Raw genomic sequence first — 14,059 nt, forward strand, 5'->3', positions numbered from 1 at the left:
TCACCCCGATCGCCATGGAAGAGAAGCTGCGCTTCGCTATCCGTGAAGGCGGCCGTACCGTCGGCGCCGGCGTCGTCTCCAAGATCGTCGAGTAAGTATTGAAAGGCGAGGGGGCGCAGCCCCCTCGACCCCGATACCTATTCAAGCGAGGCTTGATATAATAAAAAATCCTCCGGCTTTTGGCCGGGGGATTTTTTATTATCCAGGTTTTCGCTGAATATGTTCCGGGATCAAAGGGCCTGTGGCCCTTTGCCTTCAATCTTACTTTGACAGTCCCTGGCCACAAGCCCATCATGTAGTTGGGCGGCTGCCGGAGACAAGACATGCGGATAATATTGATCCTGACAGGCGCACTGTTGTGTACGGCCTGCGCCAATATGTATGGCGGCGTAGGCGTTAGCGCCCTGGCGCCGGCGCACCCGGAGACGGCGAAATGATCCTGATCGGCCAATATGATTCCCCCTATGTCCGGCGGGTCGGGATAGCCCTGACCCTCTATGGTCATGCCTTCGAGCATCGTCCGTGGTCGACCTTCGGTGACGGCGACAAGATCGAGCCTTTCAATCCCTTGCGCCGGGTGCCGACCCTGGTGCTCGATAATGGCGAGATTATCATTGAGAGTGCTTATGTGCTCGACTGGCTGGATGAGCAGGCGCGGGCGGCCGATGAGACGGCGCCGCTGATCGCCGCGTCCGGTCCGGATCGGCAGAAGGCGCTTTATTATATTGCGCTCACGACTGGCTTTTCCGACAAGGCCATCGCCCTGTTCTACGAGCAGGTGCTGCACAGAGAAAAATCGCCGGTGTGGCTGGAGCGCTGCCAGACCCAGATCGGCGCCGTGCTCGATGTGCTGGAGAAAATCCGTGCCGGCGCCAAGCGGCAGTGGTTGCTGGGCGGAGACATGACCCATGCCGATATCGCCCTGGCGTGCAGCCTGCGCCATGCGCGCGAGGCGCATCAGGCTATCGACTTCACAAAATGGCCGGCCCTGGCCTTTCACAGTGCGCAATGCGAGCAGATGGAGGTTTTCAGGACCATTTTCCAGCCATTCATCGGCCCCAATACGGATAATTAACGTCGCGCTAACCCTGTGGCTTAGGCCGGTATAAACCCTATCGTGGTAGCGTTCGGGCTCACTATCCGTCTGCGAGACCCCATGCCTTCCAAACGCCTGCGCTCCGTCAGTTCGCTGAACCGCATCGAAATCCTTCAGGTGAACGACCTGACGGAGGCGGATGCCGGCCTGTGGGCGGCGTGGCGCGAGTTGCGCCCGGAACTGATCGGGCCCTATTTCGACATACGCTATGTCAAGGCCATCGGCGCGGTCGTGCCGGGGGCTCGTGCCGCCCGCTTTTATAGCGAAGGCCAGATTGCCGGGTATTTCGCATACCAGATCCGCGGCGGCGTGTTGCAGCCTTTGGGCGCCCCCCTCAGTGATTATCATACCCTGATCGCCGCGCCGGGCTTTACACCGGATTTCAACCTGCTGCTGGAAGTGGCCGGCGCGAAACGCATGGACTTCCAGGGCTGGGTTGGCCCGATGGACCCGACGGCCGAAACGGCGGTGCTGAATCGCCGTGCCGCCCTGACGCCGGAGGGGTTCGATGCCTGGTATGAACATCAGGACCACGAACACCACAAGTTTTTCAAGAATGTCGGCCGGTGCGAGCGCAATATCGTCAAGGATTTCGGCGGTTTCGACTTCACCTGGGAGCGCGTCACGCCCGAGGTGATGGAATGGATCGTTGCGCTCAAGCGTGAGCAGTACAAGAAGACCGGCCTGCACGATATCTTCACCTGCGGCTGGACACGCGACGTGCTGATCAGTCTGGCCAGCCTGCCGGACGAGGACTACGGCCTGCGCGCCGGCGTTTTCCGTCATGAGGGCAAGCTGGTGGCGGCAGAGATCAGCCTTATGGACCGCGCCAGCGTCCATCTGTGGTTCCCGGCCTATGACCCGGCCTATTATCGCTATACGGTCGGTATCGTGCTGACCATGGCGATCATCCGTCACCTGTCGCCGCTCGGCTATACCAGTTTCGATTTCGGCACCGGAGGAGAGGACTACAAGTCTCCGATGACCGTCAGCGGCGGCGAATGCCTCGAAGGCAGCCTGCAATATGCCCCGGCCCTGAGCAGCCGGATGGTCGACCTGGCCGTGGCCCTGCTGCCGGCCCGCCCGCAGCTGGAAGAGGCGCGGCTATCCTTGCGTCGACGGGTCAATGTCATACGCTCCACCGAGGTCAGTCTCGGTGGTTGGGGGCGGGCGCTGATGGCGATGGGACAGCGCGCCGTCATGCGCCTGAAGCCGGAAAAGGCCTGAGCTGGTAGCGCTACCGGTTTCTGTTTACGTGGCTCATCGTTCGTTTTATGACGAAGAGACACAGAACAGGGATCGTACACATGGCGGATACATCACGGCGTGGCGTTTTCAGGACACTGATGGGCGACGCGGCCGCGGCGCCATTGGTGGCCACACAGGCCACAGCCGCTGCCAGTCGTGTTGAGGCGCCGAAGTGGGGCCGCGGGATCGAAGGGCAGCGCAAGGCCGATCTCGGCAATGGCACCTATCTCAATCCGATCATTCCCGGCGACCATCCCGATCCGACGATCCTGAAGGATGGCGCCGATTACTACATGACGTTCTCGTCGTTCTTTTCCTATCCGGGGATCGTCATCTGGCATTCGACGGACCTGGTGAACTGGACCCCGATAGGACCGGCCCTGCAAAAGCCGCTCGGCACCATCTGGGCGGTGGACCTGTGCAAGCACGGTGACCGCTATTACGTTTATATCCCTGCCAATCCGGGCAATCAGGGCTGGTCGATCTATGTTATCTGGGCCGATGATATCCGCGGGCCGTGGAGCGATCCGATCGACCTGAAGATCAGCGGCTGCATCGATCCAGGCCATGTGGTCGGTGAGGATGGCAAGCGCTACCTGTTCGTCAATGGTATCCGCAAGATACGCCTGACCGATGACGGTCTGGCGACCGATGGTGAGGTCGAGCCGGCCTATAGTCCGTGGCATTTCCCGGATGACTGGATCACCGAGAATTTCGCGCCGGAAGGCCCCAAGCTGCTGCGCCATAATGGCTGGTTCTACCTGATCACGGCAGTCGGCGGTACGGCGGGTCCGGTGACGGGCCATATGGTCATCGCGGCGCGGTCGAAATCGATCCACGGCCCCTGGGAGGATTGTCCGCACAATCCGCTGGTGCGCACCCTGAGCGCGGCCGAGCCCTGGTGGTCGCGTGGCCATGCCTCGATCGTCGAGGGACCTGCGGGCGACTGGTGGATGGTCTATCACGGTTACGAGAACGGTTTCCGCACCCTGGGACGTCAGCCGCTGCTGGAGCCGATCGAGTGGACAAAGGACGGCTGGTTCCGTGCTCTGGGCGGTGACCTGTCGAGGCCGATGCCGAAACCTAAGGGCGGCACGGCCGGGCAGGCCGGTTTTGCGCTGTCGGACGACTTCACGCAGAATCGCTTTGGTGCGCAGTGGAGCTTCCATGATCCGGCCACCGACGAGATGTCACGCGTGCATTATGACGCAGGCGCTCTGCGCCTCGATGCCCGCGGATCGTCGCCGGTGGATAGCGCGCCCCTGACCTGTCCCGTCGGGGACCGATCCTATCAGGCGGAGATTACACTCGATCTCGACGGCAAGGCCGAGGGTGGTTTGCTGCTCTTCTATAACCACAAAGCCTTCGTCGGCATCGGCTTCACGCCGGAAATGATGAAAACCTGGCAGTATGCCGAGGAGCAATCCTGGCAGCGCACGCCCATGACCACCGGCACGGTGCGCATCCGCGTGACAAATGACGAGAACGTCATCACCTGGCATTACTCACACGATGACGGAAAGAGCTGGATGCGCCACCCGACGCGGATGGAGGTTTCCGGTCTCAATCATAATGTCTTTGGCGGCTTCATCAGCCTGAAGGTCGGCATATACAGTGCAGGCGAGGGGAGTGTGCGCCTGCGCGACTTCGCATACCGGGCCATTTAGGCCTATATCCCTGCCTCGGGCAGGAAAGAATCCCCGGCCTTTATTTTCTTCGCTTTTCACCCATTTGGCGCTTGACGAAAGCGAGTCGTTTGGGCATATAGCGCGCTCTGTTAGATCGGCTGTGGCGTCTGAAGGATGCCAAACGCGGTCTGCAAGCATAAACCAACCCGGTCGGCGGCCCTTTTTAAAGGGAATTGACCGGTTTGATCAACGGCCCGCGCGGGTAAAACCGCGAGGGCTTTGTTTTTGCGGATATCGCGTTCGTGCTCACATTTGTGGGGGCGAGTTGGTCTTTGAAATGGTTCACTGGACGCGTTAAACGCAAACCTTTTGGGAATACGAGCGATATGGATCGTCAAAATATCCGCATCCGCCTGAAGGCCTTCGATCACCGCGTCCTGGATCATTCCACACGCGAGATCGTCAATACGGCCAAGCGCACGGGTGCTACCGTCCGGGGTCCGATCCCCTTGCCCACGCTGATCGAGCGTTTCACCGTCAACCGTTCGCCGCACGTCGACAAGAAGTCGCGCGAGCAGTTCGAAATCCGCACGCACAAGCGCGTGCTCGATATCGTCGATCCGACTCCGCAAACCGTGGACGCGCTCATGAAGCTCGACCTGTCGGCTGGTGTCGACGTCGAGATCAAGATCTAAGGGGCGCGCAGATGACCAACCGTACAGGTTTGATCGCTAAAAAGCTCGGCATGACCCGCTTCTTCGATGAAGCTGGCGTTCACGTGCCGGTCACCGTGCTGTCGCTCGACGGCTGCCAGGTTGTGGCTCAGCGTACCAAGGACAAGGACGGCTATGTCGCCCTTCAGCTTGGCGCCGGTTCGCGCAAGGCCAAGAATGTTTCCAATCCGGAGCGTGTCCGTTACGCCAAGGCTCAGGTTGAGCCCAAGGCCATCCTGACCGAGTTCCGCGTGACGGAAGACGCCCTGATCGAAGTCGGTGCTGAGTTCACCGCCGATCACTTTGCTGTCGGCCAGAAGGTTGACATCCAGGGCACGACCATCGGTAAGGGTTTTGCCGGCGCTATGAAGCGCTGGAACTTCGGCGGTATGCGCGCCACCCACGGTGTGTCGGTCTCCCACCGCGCCCACGGTTCGACGGGTAACCGCCAGGATCCGGGTCGTACCTTCCCGGGCAAGAAGATGGCTGGTCACTACGGCGTTGAAACCGTTACCACGCTGAACCTGGAAGTGGCTCGCATCGATGCCGAGCGCGGCCTGGTCTTCATCAAGGGCGCCGTTCCGGGCGCTGAAGGCTCCTACGTCAAGATCCGCGATGCGGTTAAGAAGGCCGCTCCGGCTGGCCTGCCTTTCCCCGGCGCTGTTAAGACGGCCAACGCCGCTCCGGTGGCTGCTGAGGAAGCTCCTGCGCAAGAAGGGGCTGAATAATCATGAAACTCGACGTTATCAAGCTTGACGCCTCCAAGGCTGGCTCGGTGGATGTCTCCGATCTCGTGTTCGGGATCGAGGAAATCCGTTCGGACATCCTGTCGCGCGTCGTCAACTGGCAGCTGGCCAAGCGCCGCGCCGGTACGCACAAGGTGCAGACCCGCAACGAGAACTCTCGTACGGGTAAGAAGATGTACAAGCAAAAGGGCTCCGGCGGCGCTCGTCACGGTTCGCGCCGTGCCCCGCAGTTCGTCGGCGGTTCGCGCGCTTTCGGTCCGGTCGTTCGCTCGCACGCCTTCGACCTGCCGAAGAAGGTTCGCGCCCTCGGCCTGCGTCACGCCCTGTCGTCCAAGATCAAGTCCGGCTCGCTGATCGTTCTCGATCAGGCTGTGGTCGAATCCCCGAAGACGCAATCGCTCAAGGCTTCCTTCGAGAAGCTCGGCCTGAAGAACGCCCTGTTCATCACCGGTCCGGAAGTCGATGCGAACTTCGCTCTCGCTTCGCGCAACATCCCGAACATCGACGTGCTGCCGTCGGCCGGCCTGAATGTCTACGACATCCTGCGCCGCCATACGCTGGTTCTGACGAAGTCCGCGGTTGAGGCCATCGAAGCTCGCTTCGCTGTGGAGGCCTAAAGATCATGGCTGCTACCATCCGTAATTTCGACGTCCTTCTGGCGCCGCACATCACCGAAAAGGCGACCAACCTGTCCGAACTGAACAAGGTTGTCTTCAAGGTGGCGCTCGACAGCTCCAAGGACGAAGTCGCTTCCGCCGTCGAAGCCATCTACAACGTCAAGGTCACCAAGGTGAACACCATTGTCACCAAGGGCAAGACCAAGCGTTTCAAGGGCATCAAGGGCCGTCGCAACGACGTCAAGAAAGCTATCGTGACCCTGGCTGAAGGCCAGTCGATCGATATCACGACCGGTCTGTAAGGAAGGATTGAACCCATGGCTTTGAAGCAATTCAACCCGACCTCGCCCGGCCGTCGCCAGCTCGTGCTGGTTGACCGTTCGGAACTCCACAAGGGCAAGCCCGAAAAGGCGCTCGTCCAGGGCCTGACCAAGTCCGGCGGCCGTGGTGCTGGCGGCCGCGTCGCTGTCCGCTTCCGTGGCGGCGGTGCCAAAACCCTGTACCGCATCATCGACTTCAAGCGTCGCAAGTTCGACGTGCCGGCGACGGTCGAGCGTCTGGAATATGATCCGAACCGCTCGGCTTTCATCGCGCTGATCACCTATGCCGACGGCGAAAAGGCCTACATTCTGGCTCCGCAACGCCTGAAGGCCGGTGACACCGTCATCGCCTCGGAAAAGGTCGACGTGAAGCCCGGTAACGCCGCGCCGCTGCGTTCGCTTCCGATCGGCACGATCATCCATAACGTCGAGCTGAAGCCCCTCAAGGGCGGCCAGCTGGCCCGCTCGGCCGGCGCCTACGCCCAGCTCGTCGGTCGCGATGCCGGCTATGCCCAGATCCGTCTCGGCTCGGGCGAGCTGCGCATGGTTCTCGACTCCTGCCTGGCCACGGTCGGTGCGGTGTCGAACCCGGACCACATGAACCAGAGCCTCGGCAAGGCCGGTCGCACCCGTCACATGGGCTTCCGTCCGCACGTCCGCGGCGTGGCCATGAACCCGGTCGACCACCCGCATGGTGGTGGTGAAGGCAAGACCTCCGGCGGCCGTAACCCTGTGACTCCGTGGGGCGTCCCCACCAAGGGTCGCAAGACTCGTACCAACAAGGCGACGGACAAGTACATCATCCGTTCGCGTCACGTTAAGAAGGCTCGCTAATTATGGCACGCTCCGTATGGAAAGGCCCCTTCGTCGACGGCCACCTTCTCAAGAAGGCGGAAACCGCGCTCAGCTCGGGTCGCAAAGAGGTCATCAAGACCTGGTCGCGTCGTTCGACCATCATGCCGCAATTCGTGGGTCTCACGTTCGGCGTTTATAACGGTCAGAAGCACGTTCCCGTGCTGGTGTCGGAAGACATGGTCGGCATGAAGTTCGGCGAATTCTCGCCCACGCGCAACTTCCCCGGCCACGCCGCCGACAAGAAGGCGAAGAAGAGGTAAGCTATGTCGCAGACTAAGAATCCTCGCCGCGTCAACGCCAATGAAGCCCGCGTGAAGCTGGTGTCGGTCCGTATCAGCCCGCAAAAGCTGAACCTGGTCGCCGCCTCGATCCGTGGCCTCAAGGTCCAGCGCGCGCTCAACGAACTGGAATTTTCGCGCAAGCGCATTGCCAAGGACGTCCGCAAGGCGCTCTATTCGGCGATCTCGAATGCCGAAAACAACCACAACCTCGACATCGACAACCTGATCGTTGCCGAATCCTATGTCGGCAAGGGCATTGTCATGAAGCGCTTCGCTTCGCGTGCTCGTGGCCGTTCGTCGCGCATCATGAAGCCGTTCTCGGAACTGACCATCGTCGTCCGTGAACTTGGCGCCGAATCTCAAGAGGCTGCATAATGGGTCAGAAAGCTAATCCGATCGGCTTGCGCCTCGGTATCAACCGCACCTGGGACAGCCGTTGGTTCGCCCAGCGTACCGACTACGCCAAGCTGCTCCACCAGGACCTGAAGATCCGCAAGGTTCTGAAGGAAAAGCTGAACGCCGCCGGCGTTTCGCGCATCATCATCGAGCGCCCGCACAAGAAGTGCCGCATCACCATCTACGCCGCCCGTCCGGGCGTCGTGATCGGCAAGAAGGGCGCTGACATCGACAAGCTGCGCAAGGACGTTTCCGCCCTCACCGAAGGCGAAGTGTTCCTGAACCTGGTCGAAGTCCGCAAGCCGGAAGTCGACGCTCAGCTGGTTGCTGAATCGATCGCCCAGCAGCTGGAACGCCGCGTGGCCTTCCGCCGCGCCATGAAGCGTTCGATCCAGTCGGCCATGCGCCTGGGCGCCAAGGGCATCCGCATGAACCTGTCGGGCCGTCTCGGCGGCGCCGAAATCGCCCGCATGGAATGGTATCGTGAAGGCCGCGTGCCGCTTCACACCCTGCGCGCCGACATCGACCTGGGCTTCGCCGAAGCCCTGACCACCTACGGCATCATCGGTGTCAAGGTCTGGATTTTCAAGAACGAAGTCCTGGAACACGATCCGATGGCTCAGGACAAGCGCTGGGCCCAGGAAGCTTCCGGCCCGTCGTCGAACGAGCGTCCGGAGCGTGGTGAACGTAACAATCGTGGCCCGCGCCGCGACCGCAACAATAAGGAGGCGTAACTCCCATGATGCTTCCCAAGCGTACAAAGTACCGTAAGGCCTTCAAGGGCCGTATCCACGGTAACGCCAAGGGTGGTTATACCCTGAACTTCGGTTCCTACGGTCTGAAGACCGTTGAGCCGGAGCGTCTGACCGCCCGCCAGATCGAAGCCGCCCGCCGCGCCATCACGCGTCAGATGAAGCGTCAGGGCCGCGTCTGGATCCGCATCTTCCCCGACCTCCCGGTCACCGGCAAGCCTGCCGAAGTCCGTATGGGTAAGGGCAAGGGCGCCGTCGACCATTGGGCCGCTCGCGTGGCTCCGGGTCGTATCCTGTTTGAAATCGACGGCGTGCCGGACGACATCGCGCGTGAAGCGCTGCGTCTCGGTGCCGCCAAGCTGCCCGTTTCCACCCGCGTCGTGACCCGTATCGACGCCGGCGTGGCCATGGCCGCGGAGTAGGACCTATGACCAAGATTGCCGATCTGCGGACCAAGACCGCCGACCAACTGCAAGATCAACTGCTGGACCTGAAGAAAGAGCAGTTCAACCTGCGCTTCCAAAAGGCCACCGGCCAGTTCGAAAAGACCCACCGCGTCAGCGAAATCCGCAAGGACATCGCCCGCATCAAGACCCTGCTGACGGCCCAGAAGGCCGGCGGTAAGGTCGCCTAAAGGAAAGAAGACCATGCCCAAGCGCATTCTTGAAGGTCTGGTTGTCTCCGATAAGGGCGACAAGACCGTGGTTGTGAAGGTGGAGCGTACCGTTCTGCACCCCGTCCTGAAAAAGACGGTTCGTGTGTCGAAGCGTTACCATGCTCACGACGAAGCTAATGATTACAAGGCCGGCGAAAAGATTCGTATCATCGAATGTGCGCCGAAGTCGAAGCTCAAGACGTGGGAAGTTCTCCCGCGCGAAGCCAACTAACTAGGAAAGTTTGAACCATGATTCAGATGCAAACTAACCTGGAAGTGGCCGACAACTCCGGCGCACGCCGGGTCATGTGCATCAAGGTGCTGGGCGGCTCAAAGCGCCGCTACGCCTCGGTGGGTGACCTGATCGTCGTGTCGGTCAAGGAAGCCATTCCGCGCGGCCGCGTCAAGAAGGGCGACGTTCTGCGCGCCATCGTCGTTCGCACCTCGAAGGACATCCAGCGCAAGGACGGTTCGGTGATCCGTTTCGACACCAACGCCGCCGTCATCGTCAACAAGTCGAGCGAGCCGATCGGCACGCGTATCTTCGGGCCTGTGCCGCGTGAACTGCGCGCCAAGAACCACATGAAGATCATCTCGCTGGCTCCGGAGGTCATCTAATGGCTGCGAAGATTAAGAAGGGCGACTCGGTCGTTCTGCTGACCGGCAAGGACAAGGGCCGCAAGGGCACCGTCGCCAAGGTCGTCACCAAGGACGGCCAGGCCGAGCGCGTTGTCGTTTCGGGCCTCAACATGGTCCAGCGCCACACTCGTCCGTCGCAGGGCAACCCGCAAGGCGGCATCATCAACAAGGAAGCGTCGGTGCACGTTTCCAACGTGTCCCACGTTGACTCGAACGGCAAGCCGACCCGCGTCGGTTTCAAGGTCGAAGGCGACAAGAAGGTGCGCGTTGCCAAGACGACGGGAGAAGTCATCAATGGCTGATAAGTACATCCCCCGCGCCAAGCAGGTCTATCTCGAAAAGATCCGCACCGCGATGAAGGAAGAGTTCGGTTATACGAACGAAATGCAGGTCCCCAAGCTCGACAAGATCGTCGTGAACATGGGTATCGGTGAAGCCACGGCCGACTCCAAGAAGGTCAAGGCTGCCGTGAAGGACCTCGAAGCCATCACCGGCCAGAAGGCGGCCGAAACCCGCGCCCGCAAGTCGATCGCCGGTTTCAAGCTGCGCGAAGGCATGGTGGTCGGCGCCAAGGTGACCCTGCGCAAGGACCGTATGTACGAGTTCCTCGACCGCCTGATCACCATCGCCCTGCCGCGCGTGAAGGACTTCCGTGGTCTGAACGGCAACAGCTTCGATGGCCGCGGCAACTATGCCATGGGCCTGAAGGAACACATCGTGTTCCCGGAAATCAACTATGACCAGATCGATCAGATGTGGGGCATGGATATCGTGGTCTGCACCACGGCGACGACCGACAAGGAAGCCAAGGCCCTCCTGAAGCACTTCCAATTCCCGTTCACGTCCTGAGGCGGGTAGAGAGATAACATGGCAAAGAAAAGCGCTGTAAACCGCAACGAGATGGTCAAGAAGCTGGTGGCTCAATACGCCGCCAAGCGCGAAGCCCTCAAAGCGATCGCCAATGACGAAAGCCTGCCCCTGGAAGAGCGTTTCGACGCTCGCCTGAAGCTGGCCAAGTTGCCCCGCAACTCGAATGCGACCCGCATTCGTAACCGCTGCGAAGTCACCGGTCGTCCGCGTGCCTACTATCGCAAGCTCCACATGAGCCGGATCGCGCTCCGCAAGCTGGCCAACGAAGGCCAGATTCCGGGCATGACCAAGGCCAGCTGGTAAGGGAGGACCAAGAATATGTTCGTTAATGATCCTCTGAGCGATATGATCGCCCGCATCAAGAACGCTGCCCAACGCAAGCGTTCCAAGGTGTTGACCCCGGCTTCCAAGCTGCGCGCCCACGTGCTCGACGTCCTGAAGGACGAGGGCTACATCCGCGGCTACGAAGTGGTGGAAACTCCGGGTGAATTCCCGCAGTTCGAAATCGAACTGAAGTATTTCGACGGCCAGCCGGTCATCGCGGAAATCTCCCGCGTGTCCAAGCCGGGCCGCCGTGTCTATTCGTCGATCAAGGACCTGAAGCCGGTGAAAAACGGCCTGGGTATCTCGATCCTGTCGACGCCGAAGGGCGTCATGTCTGACAACAACGCCCGCGAAAACAACGTGGGTGGTGAAGTTCTCTGCCGCGTCTACTAATAGTAGACACGGCAGAGGACACTTAAGGCATTAGAAGGTTTTAAAATGTCCCGGATTGGTAAAAAAGCCATCGCAGTCCCGGCCGGCGTGACCATCACGCTGAACGGGCAAGACATTTCGGTGAAGGGCCCCAAGGGCGTCCAGAGCTGGACTGTCGTAGAAGAAATCGAAGTCAAGCAGGAAGGCGCCAGCCTCTCCGTCGCCCCGCGCGGTGAAACCGCTCGCCACAAGGCGATGTGGGGCCTGTCGCGCACCCTGATCGCCAACATGGTGAAGGGCGTGACCGACGGCTTCGAACAAACCCTGGAAATGGTCGGCGTCGGTTACCGCGCCGCCATGCAGGGCAACAAGCTGGAGCTGTCGCTCGGCTTTTCGCACCCCGTCGTGATCGATCCGCCCACCGGCATCACCTTTGCCGTGCCGAAGCAGACCGAAATCAAGATCCAGGGCATCGACAAGCAACTGGTCGGTGAACTGGCGGCCAAGATCCGCAAGATTCGTCCCCCTGAGCCTTATAAGGGCAAGGGCGTCAAATATGCCGGCGAAAAGGTTCGCCGCAAGGAAGGCAAGAAGAAGTAAGTCATGGCTCTGTCTCCTCGTGAACAATTGGCTCGTCGCGCGCAACGCAATCGCACGCGCCTGAAGTCGCTCTCCAACGGCCGCCCGCGTCTGTCGGTCTTCCGTTCGGACAAGAACATCTATGCCCAGGTCATCGATGACGCTTCCGGCGTCACCCTGGCTTCGGCTTCTTCGCTGGAAAGCGCCAAGAAGCAGGGCTCGAACGCGGCTGCCGCCACGGAAGTCGGCAAGCTGGTCGCCCAGCGCGCCATCGAAAAGGGCGTCAAGGACGTCGTGTTCGATCGCGGTGGCTACATCTATCATGGTCGGGTGAAGGCGCTGGCGGAAGCCGCGCGTGAAGCCGGTCTTAACTTCTAAGGGAAATCGTAATGGCTCGTCCTAGCGAAAATCGCAATGATCGCCGTGACCGCACCGAGGAACCTTCGGAGTTCGTCGAAAAGCTGGTCGCTATCAACCGCGTCGCCGCCACCGTCAAGGGTGGCCGTCGCTTCTCGTTTGCTGCCCTGATGGTCGTTGGTGACCAAAAGGGTCGCGTCGGCTACGGCCATGGCAAGGCGCGCGAAGTGCCGGAAGCCATCCGCAAGGCGACCGAAGAAGCCAAGAAGTCGCTGATCCGCGTTCCCTTGCGCGAATCCCGCACCCTGCACCACGACGGTTACGGCCGTTGGGGCGCCGGCAAGATCCAGATGCGCGCGGCCCCTCCGGGCACCGGCGTCATCGCGGGTGGTCCGATGCGTGCGGTTCTCGAAACCCTGGGCATCTCGGACGTCGTCGCCAAGTCGCTCGGTTCCTCGAACCCCTACAACATGGTGCGCGCCACCTTTGAAGCGCTGAAGGTGCAATCCTCGCCCCGTCAGATCGCCTCGAAGCGCGGCAAGAAGGTCGGTGACCTGCTGAAGTCGCGTGCCGATGGCGCTTCGTCGCCTGAATCCCTGGAGGGCTAAGATATGGCTACTATCAAAGTCAAGCAGACCGGTTCGCCGATCCGCCGTACCAAGGACCAGCGCGCCACGCTTGCCGGCCTGGGTCTGAACAAGATGGGCCGCGTCTCCGAACTGGAAGACACCCCCTCGGTTCGCGGCATGATCGCCAAGGTCCACCACATGGTGACGATTGTCGAGTAATCGATAATCACCTGATTAATGAGCAAGCCCGCGGATTCCGGTTCGCGGGCTTGCTTATTTATGAAGCGTGCTGTAACAGCGCGTTCCAGAGCCCTGAAGCAGCGAAGCGACAGGGCAACCAAAACTTTTTTATAGCCGAGTTGATCCGCCTACGGATCAGCGCACCTGTCATTGAAAGGCAAAGCAAATGACCAAGCTGAACGAACTCCACGACAATCCTGGTTCGACCAAGGGCCGCATGCGCGTTGGCCGCGGTCCCGGCTCCGGCAAGGGCAAGACCTCCGGCCGTGGCGTCAAGGGCCAGAAGTCCCGTACCGGCGTGAGCCTGCTGGGCTTCGAAGGCGGCCAGATGCCGCTGTACATGCGTATGCCGAAGCGTGGTTTCAACAATCCGTTCGCCCTCAAGCTGGCTGAAGTCAACCTGTGGCGTCTGCAGGACGCGATCGATGCCGGCAAGCTTGACGCCAAGGCCGCGATCGACGGTGCCGCCCTGGTGGCTGCCGGTGTCATCCGCCGCGAGCTGGACGGCGTGCGTCTGCTGGGCGAAGGTGAACTGAAGGCCAAGCTGAACCTGACCGTCTGGTCCGCCTCGGCCGGCGCTGTCAAGGCTGTCGAAGCCGCTGGTGGTTCGGTGACGCAAAACCGCGCCGCCCACGAAGCCAAGGTCGCGGACCGCAAGGAAAAGATCGCTGCTGCCCGTGCCGCCCGCAAGGGCTAAGTCGCAAACGAGTAACGCGCGCATTTGACCTTTTCAGATGCGTACCCCATATGGGTTGGATTGGGTGAGGGGTGCGGCTTCGAATCGCATTAACACATCTGGTCC

The 14,059-nt window shown here is 60.8% G+C and carries 25 protein-coding genes; all 25 read left to right on the forward strand.

The window, feature by feature from the left end; translation table 11 throughout:
• On the forward strand, positions 1-95 hold a 95-nt coding region (locus QM647_RS17205), incomplete at its 5' end, for a hypothetical protein (RefSeq protein WP_376855822.1).
• Between the two features lie 338 nt (positions 96-433).
• Positions 434-1,075, forward strand: a complete 642-nt coding sequence (locus tag QM647_RS17210; RefSeq protein WP_414996787.1) for a glutathione S-transferase family protein — start codon at positions 434-436, stop codon at positions 1,073-1,075.
• 81 nt (positions 1,076-1,156) lie between these two features.
• Positions 1,157-2,323, forward strand: a complete 1,167-nt coding sequence (locus QM647_RS17215; RefSeq protein WP_414996788.1) for a GNAT family N-acetyltransferase — start codon at positions 1,157-1,159, stop codon at positions 2,321-2,323.
• Between the two features lie 80 nt (positions 2,324-2,403).
• Positions 2,404-4,011 carry a family 43 glycosylhydrolase gene (locus QM647_RS17220; protein ID WP_414996789.1) on the forward strand — a complete coding sequence of 536 codons (1,608 nt, stop codon included), beginning with the start codon at positions 2,404-2,406 and terminating at the stop codon, positions 4,009-4,011.
• Positions 4,012-4,358: 347 nt separating this feature from the next.
• Positions 4,359-4,667 carry a 30S ribosomal protein S10 gene (gene rpsJ, locus QM647_RS17225; protein WP_006273890.1) on the forward strand — a complete coding sequence of 103 codons (309 nt, stop codon included), beginning with the start codon at positions 4,359-4,361 and terminating at the stop codon, positions 4,665-4,667.
• Between the two features lie 11 nt (positions 4,668-4,678).
• A complete protein-coding gene (gene rplC, locus QM647_RS17230; protein ID WP_414996790.1) occupies positions 4,679-5,413 on the forward strand; it encodes a 50S ribosomal protein L3 in 735 nt (244 codons plus the stop codon).
• Between the two features lie 2 nt (positions 5,414-5,415).
• Positions 5,416-6,048, forward strand: a complete 633-nt coding sequence (rplD, locus tag QM647_RS17235) for a 50S ribosomal protein L4 (RefSeq protein ID WP_414996791.1) — start codon at positions 5,416-5,418, stop codon at positions 6,046-6,048.
• Positions 6,049-6,053: 5 nt separating this feature from the next.
• Complete coding sequence (locus QM647_RS17240; RefSeq protein WP_414996792.1) at positions 6,054-6,350, forward strand: 50S ribosomal protein L23; 297 nt, start codon at positions 6,054-6,056, stop codon at positions 6,348-6,350.
• Positions 6,351-6,365: 15 nt separating this feature from the next.
• A complete protein-coding gene (gene rplB / locus QM647_RS17245; protein ID WP_414996793.1) occupies positions 6,366-7,202 on the forward strand; it encodes a 50S ribosomal protein L2 in 837 nt (278 codons plus the stop codon).
• A gap of 2 nt (positions 7,203-7,204) precedes the next feature.
• The gene (gene rpsS / locus QM647_RS17250; RefSeq protein WP_414996794.1) at positions 7,205-7,483 is read left to right on the forward strand and encodes a 30S ribosomal protein S19; all 279 of its coding nucleotides are present in this window, start codon (positions 7,205-7,207) and stop codon (positions 7,481-7,483) included.
• Between the two features lie 3 nt (positions 7,484-7,486).
• Entirely contained in the window at positions 7,487-7,879 is a 393-nt protein-coding gene (gene rplV, locus QM647_RS17255; RefSeq protein WP_090650571.1) for a 50S ribosomal protein L22, read from the forward strand.
• Positions 7,879-8,634, forward strand: coding sequence for a 30S ribosomal protein S3 (rpsC, locus tag QM647_RS17260; protein ID WP_414996795.1), 756 nt, complete (start codon positions 7,879-7,881; stop codon positions 8,632-8,634). The genes rplV and rpsC overlap by 1 nt, the downstream gene beginning before the upstream one ends.
• 5 nt (positions 8,635-8,639) lie before the next feature.
• On the forward strand, positions 8,640-9,074 hold the full coding sequence (rplP, locus tag QM647_RS17265) for a 50S ribosomal protein L16 (RefSeq protein ID WP_018083969.1): 435 nt from the start codon (positions 8,640-8,642) through the stop codon (positions 9,072-9,074).
• A gap of 5 nt (positions 9,075-9,079) precedes the next feature.
• Positions 9,080-9,286, forward strand: coding sequence for a 50S ribosomal protein L29 (rpmC, locus tag QM647_RS17270; protein ID WP_414996796.1), 207 nt, complete (start codon positions 9,080-9,082; stop codon positions 9,284-9,286).
• 13 nt (positions 9,287-9,299) lie between these two features.
• Positions 9,300-9,539 carry a 30S ribosomal protein S17 gene (gene rpsQ / locus QM647_RS17275; protein WP_414996797.1) on the forward strand — a complete coding sequence of 80 codons (240 nt, stop codon included), beginning with the start codon at positions 9,300-9,302 and terminating at the stop codon, positions 9,537-9,539.
• A gap of 17 nt (positions 9,540-9,556) precedes the next feature.
• A complete protein-coding gene (rplN, locus tag QM647_RS17280; RefSeq protein ID WP_006273901.1) occupies positions 9,557-9,925 on the forward strand; it encodes a 50S ribosomal protein L14 in 369 nt (122 codons plus the stop codon).
• Entirely contained in the window at positions 9,925-10,248 is a 324-nt protein-coding gene (gene rplX / locus QM647_RS17285; RefSeq protein ID WP_414996798.1) for a 50S ribosomal protein L24, read from the forward strand. The genes rplN and rplX overlap by 1 nt, the downstream gene beginning before the upstream one ends.
• Positions 10,241-10,795, forward strand: a complete 555-nt coding sequence (rplE, locus tag QM647_RS17290; protein ID WP_414996799.1) for a 50S ribosomal protein L5 — start codon at positions 10,241-10,243, stop codon at positions 10,793-10,795. Before rplX ends, rplE begins: the two co-directional genes overlap by 8 nt.
• Before the next feature lie 18 nt (positions 10,796-10,813).
• On the forward strand, positions 10,814-11,119 hold the full coding sequence (gene rpsN / locus QM647_RS17295) for a 30S ribosomal protein S14 (protein WP_414996800.1): 306 nt from the start codon (positions 10,814-10,816) through the stop codon (positions 11,117-11,119).
• Between the two features lie 15 nt (positions 11,120-11,134).
• Positions 11,135-11,533 (forward strand): 30S ribosomal protein S8, encoded by a 399-nt coding sequence (rpsH, locus tag QM647_RS17300; protein ID WP_414996801.1) that lies wholly within the window; start codon positions 11,135-11,137, stop codon positions 11,531-11,533.
• A 45-nt stretch (positions 11,534-11,578) separates the two neighbouring features.
• Positions 11,579-12,112, forward strand: coding sequence for a 50S ribosomal protein L6 (gene rplF, locus QM647_RS17305; protein ID WP_414996802.1), 534 nt, complete (start codon positions 11,579-11,581; stop codon positions 12,110-12,112).
• 3 nt (positions 12,113-12,115) lie between these two features.
• Positions 12,116-12,469 carry a 50S ribosomal protein L18 gene (gene rplR, locus QM647_RS17310; protein ID WP_414996803.1) on the forward strand — a complete coding sequence of 118 codons (354 nt, stop codon included), beginning with the start codon at positions 12,116-12,118 and terminating at the stop codon, positions 12,467-12,469.
• Between the two features lie 11 nt (positions 12,470-12,480).
• The gene (rpsE, locus tag QM647_RS17315; protein ID WP_414996804.1) at positions 12,481-13,056 is read left to right on the forward strand and encodes a 30S ribosomal protein S5; all 576 of its coding nucleotides are present in this window, start codon (positions 12,481-12,483) and stop codon (positions 13,054-13,056) included.
• Positions 13,057-13,059: 3 nt separating this feature from the next.
• On the forward strand, positions 13,060-13,236 hold the full coding sequence (rpmD, locus tag QM647_RS17320; protein WP_414996805.1) for a 50S ribosomal protein L30: 177 nt from the start codon (positions 13,060-13,062) through the stop codon (positions 13,234-13,236).
• Between the two features lie 187 nt (positions 13,237-13,423).
• Positions 13,424-13,954 carry a 50S ribosomal protein L15 gene (gene rplO / locus QM647_RS17325; RefSeq protein ID WP_414996806.1) on the forward strand — a complete coding sequence of 177 codons (531 nt, stop codon included), beginning with the start codon at positions 13,424-13,426 and terminating at the stop codon, positions 13,952-13,954.
• Positions 13,955-14,059: the final 105 nt, after the last annotated feature.

The organism is Asticcacaulis sp., from assembly GCF_047605585.1.
Taxonomy (GTDB): Bacteria; Pseudomonadota; Alphaproteobacteria; order Caulobacterales; family Caulobacteraceae; genus Asticcacaulis.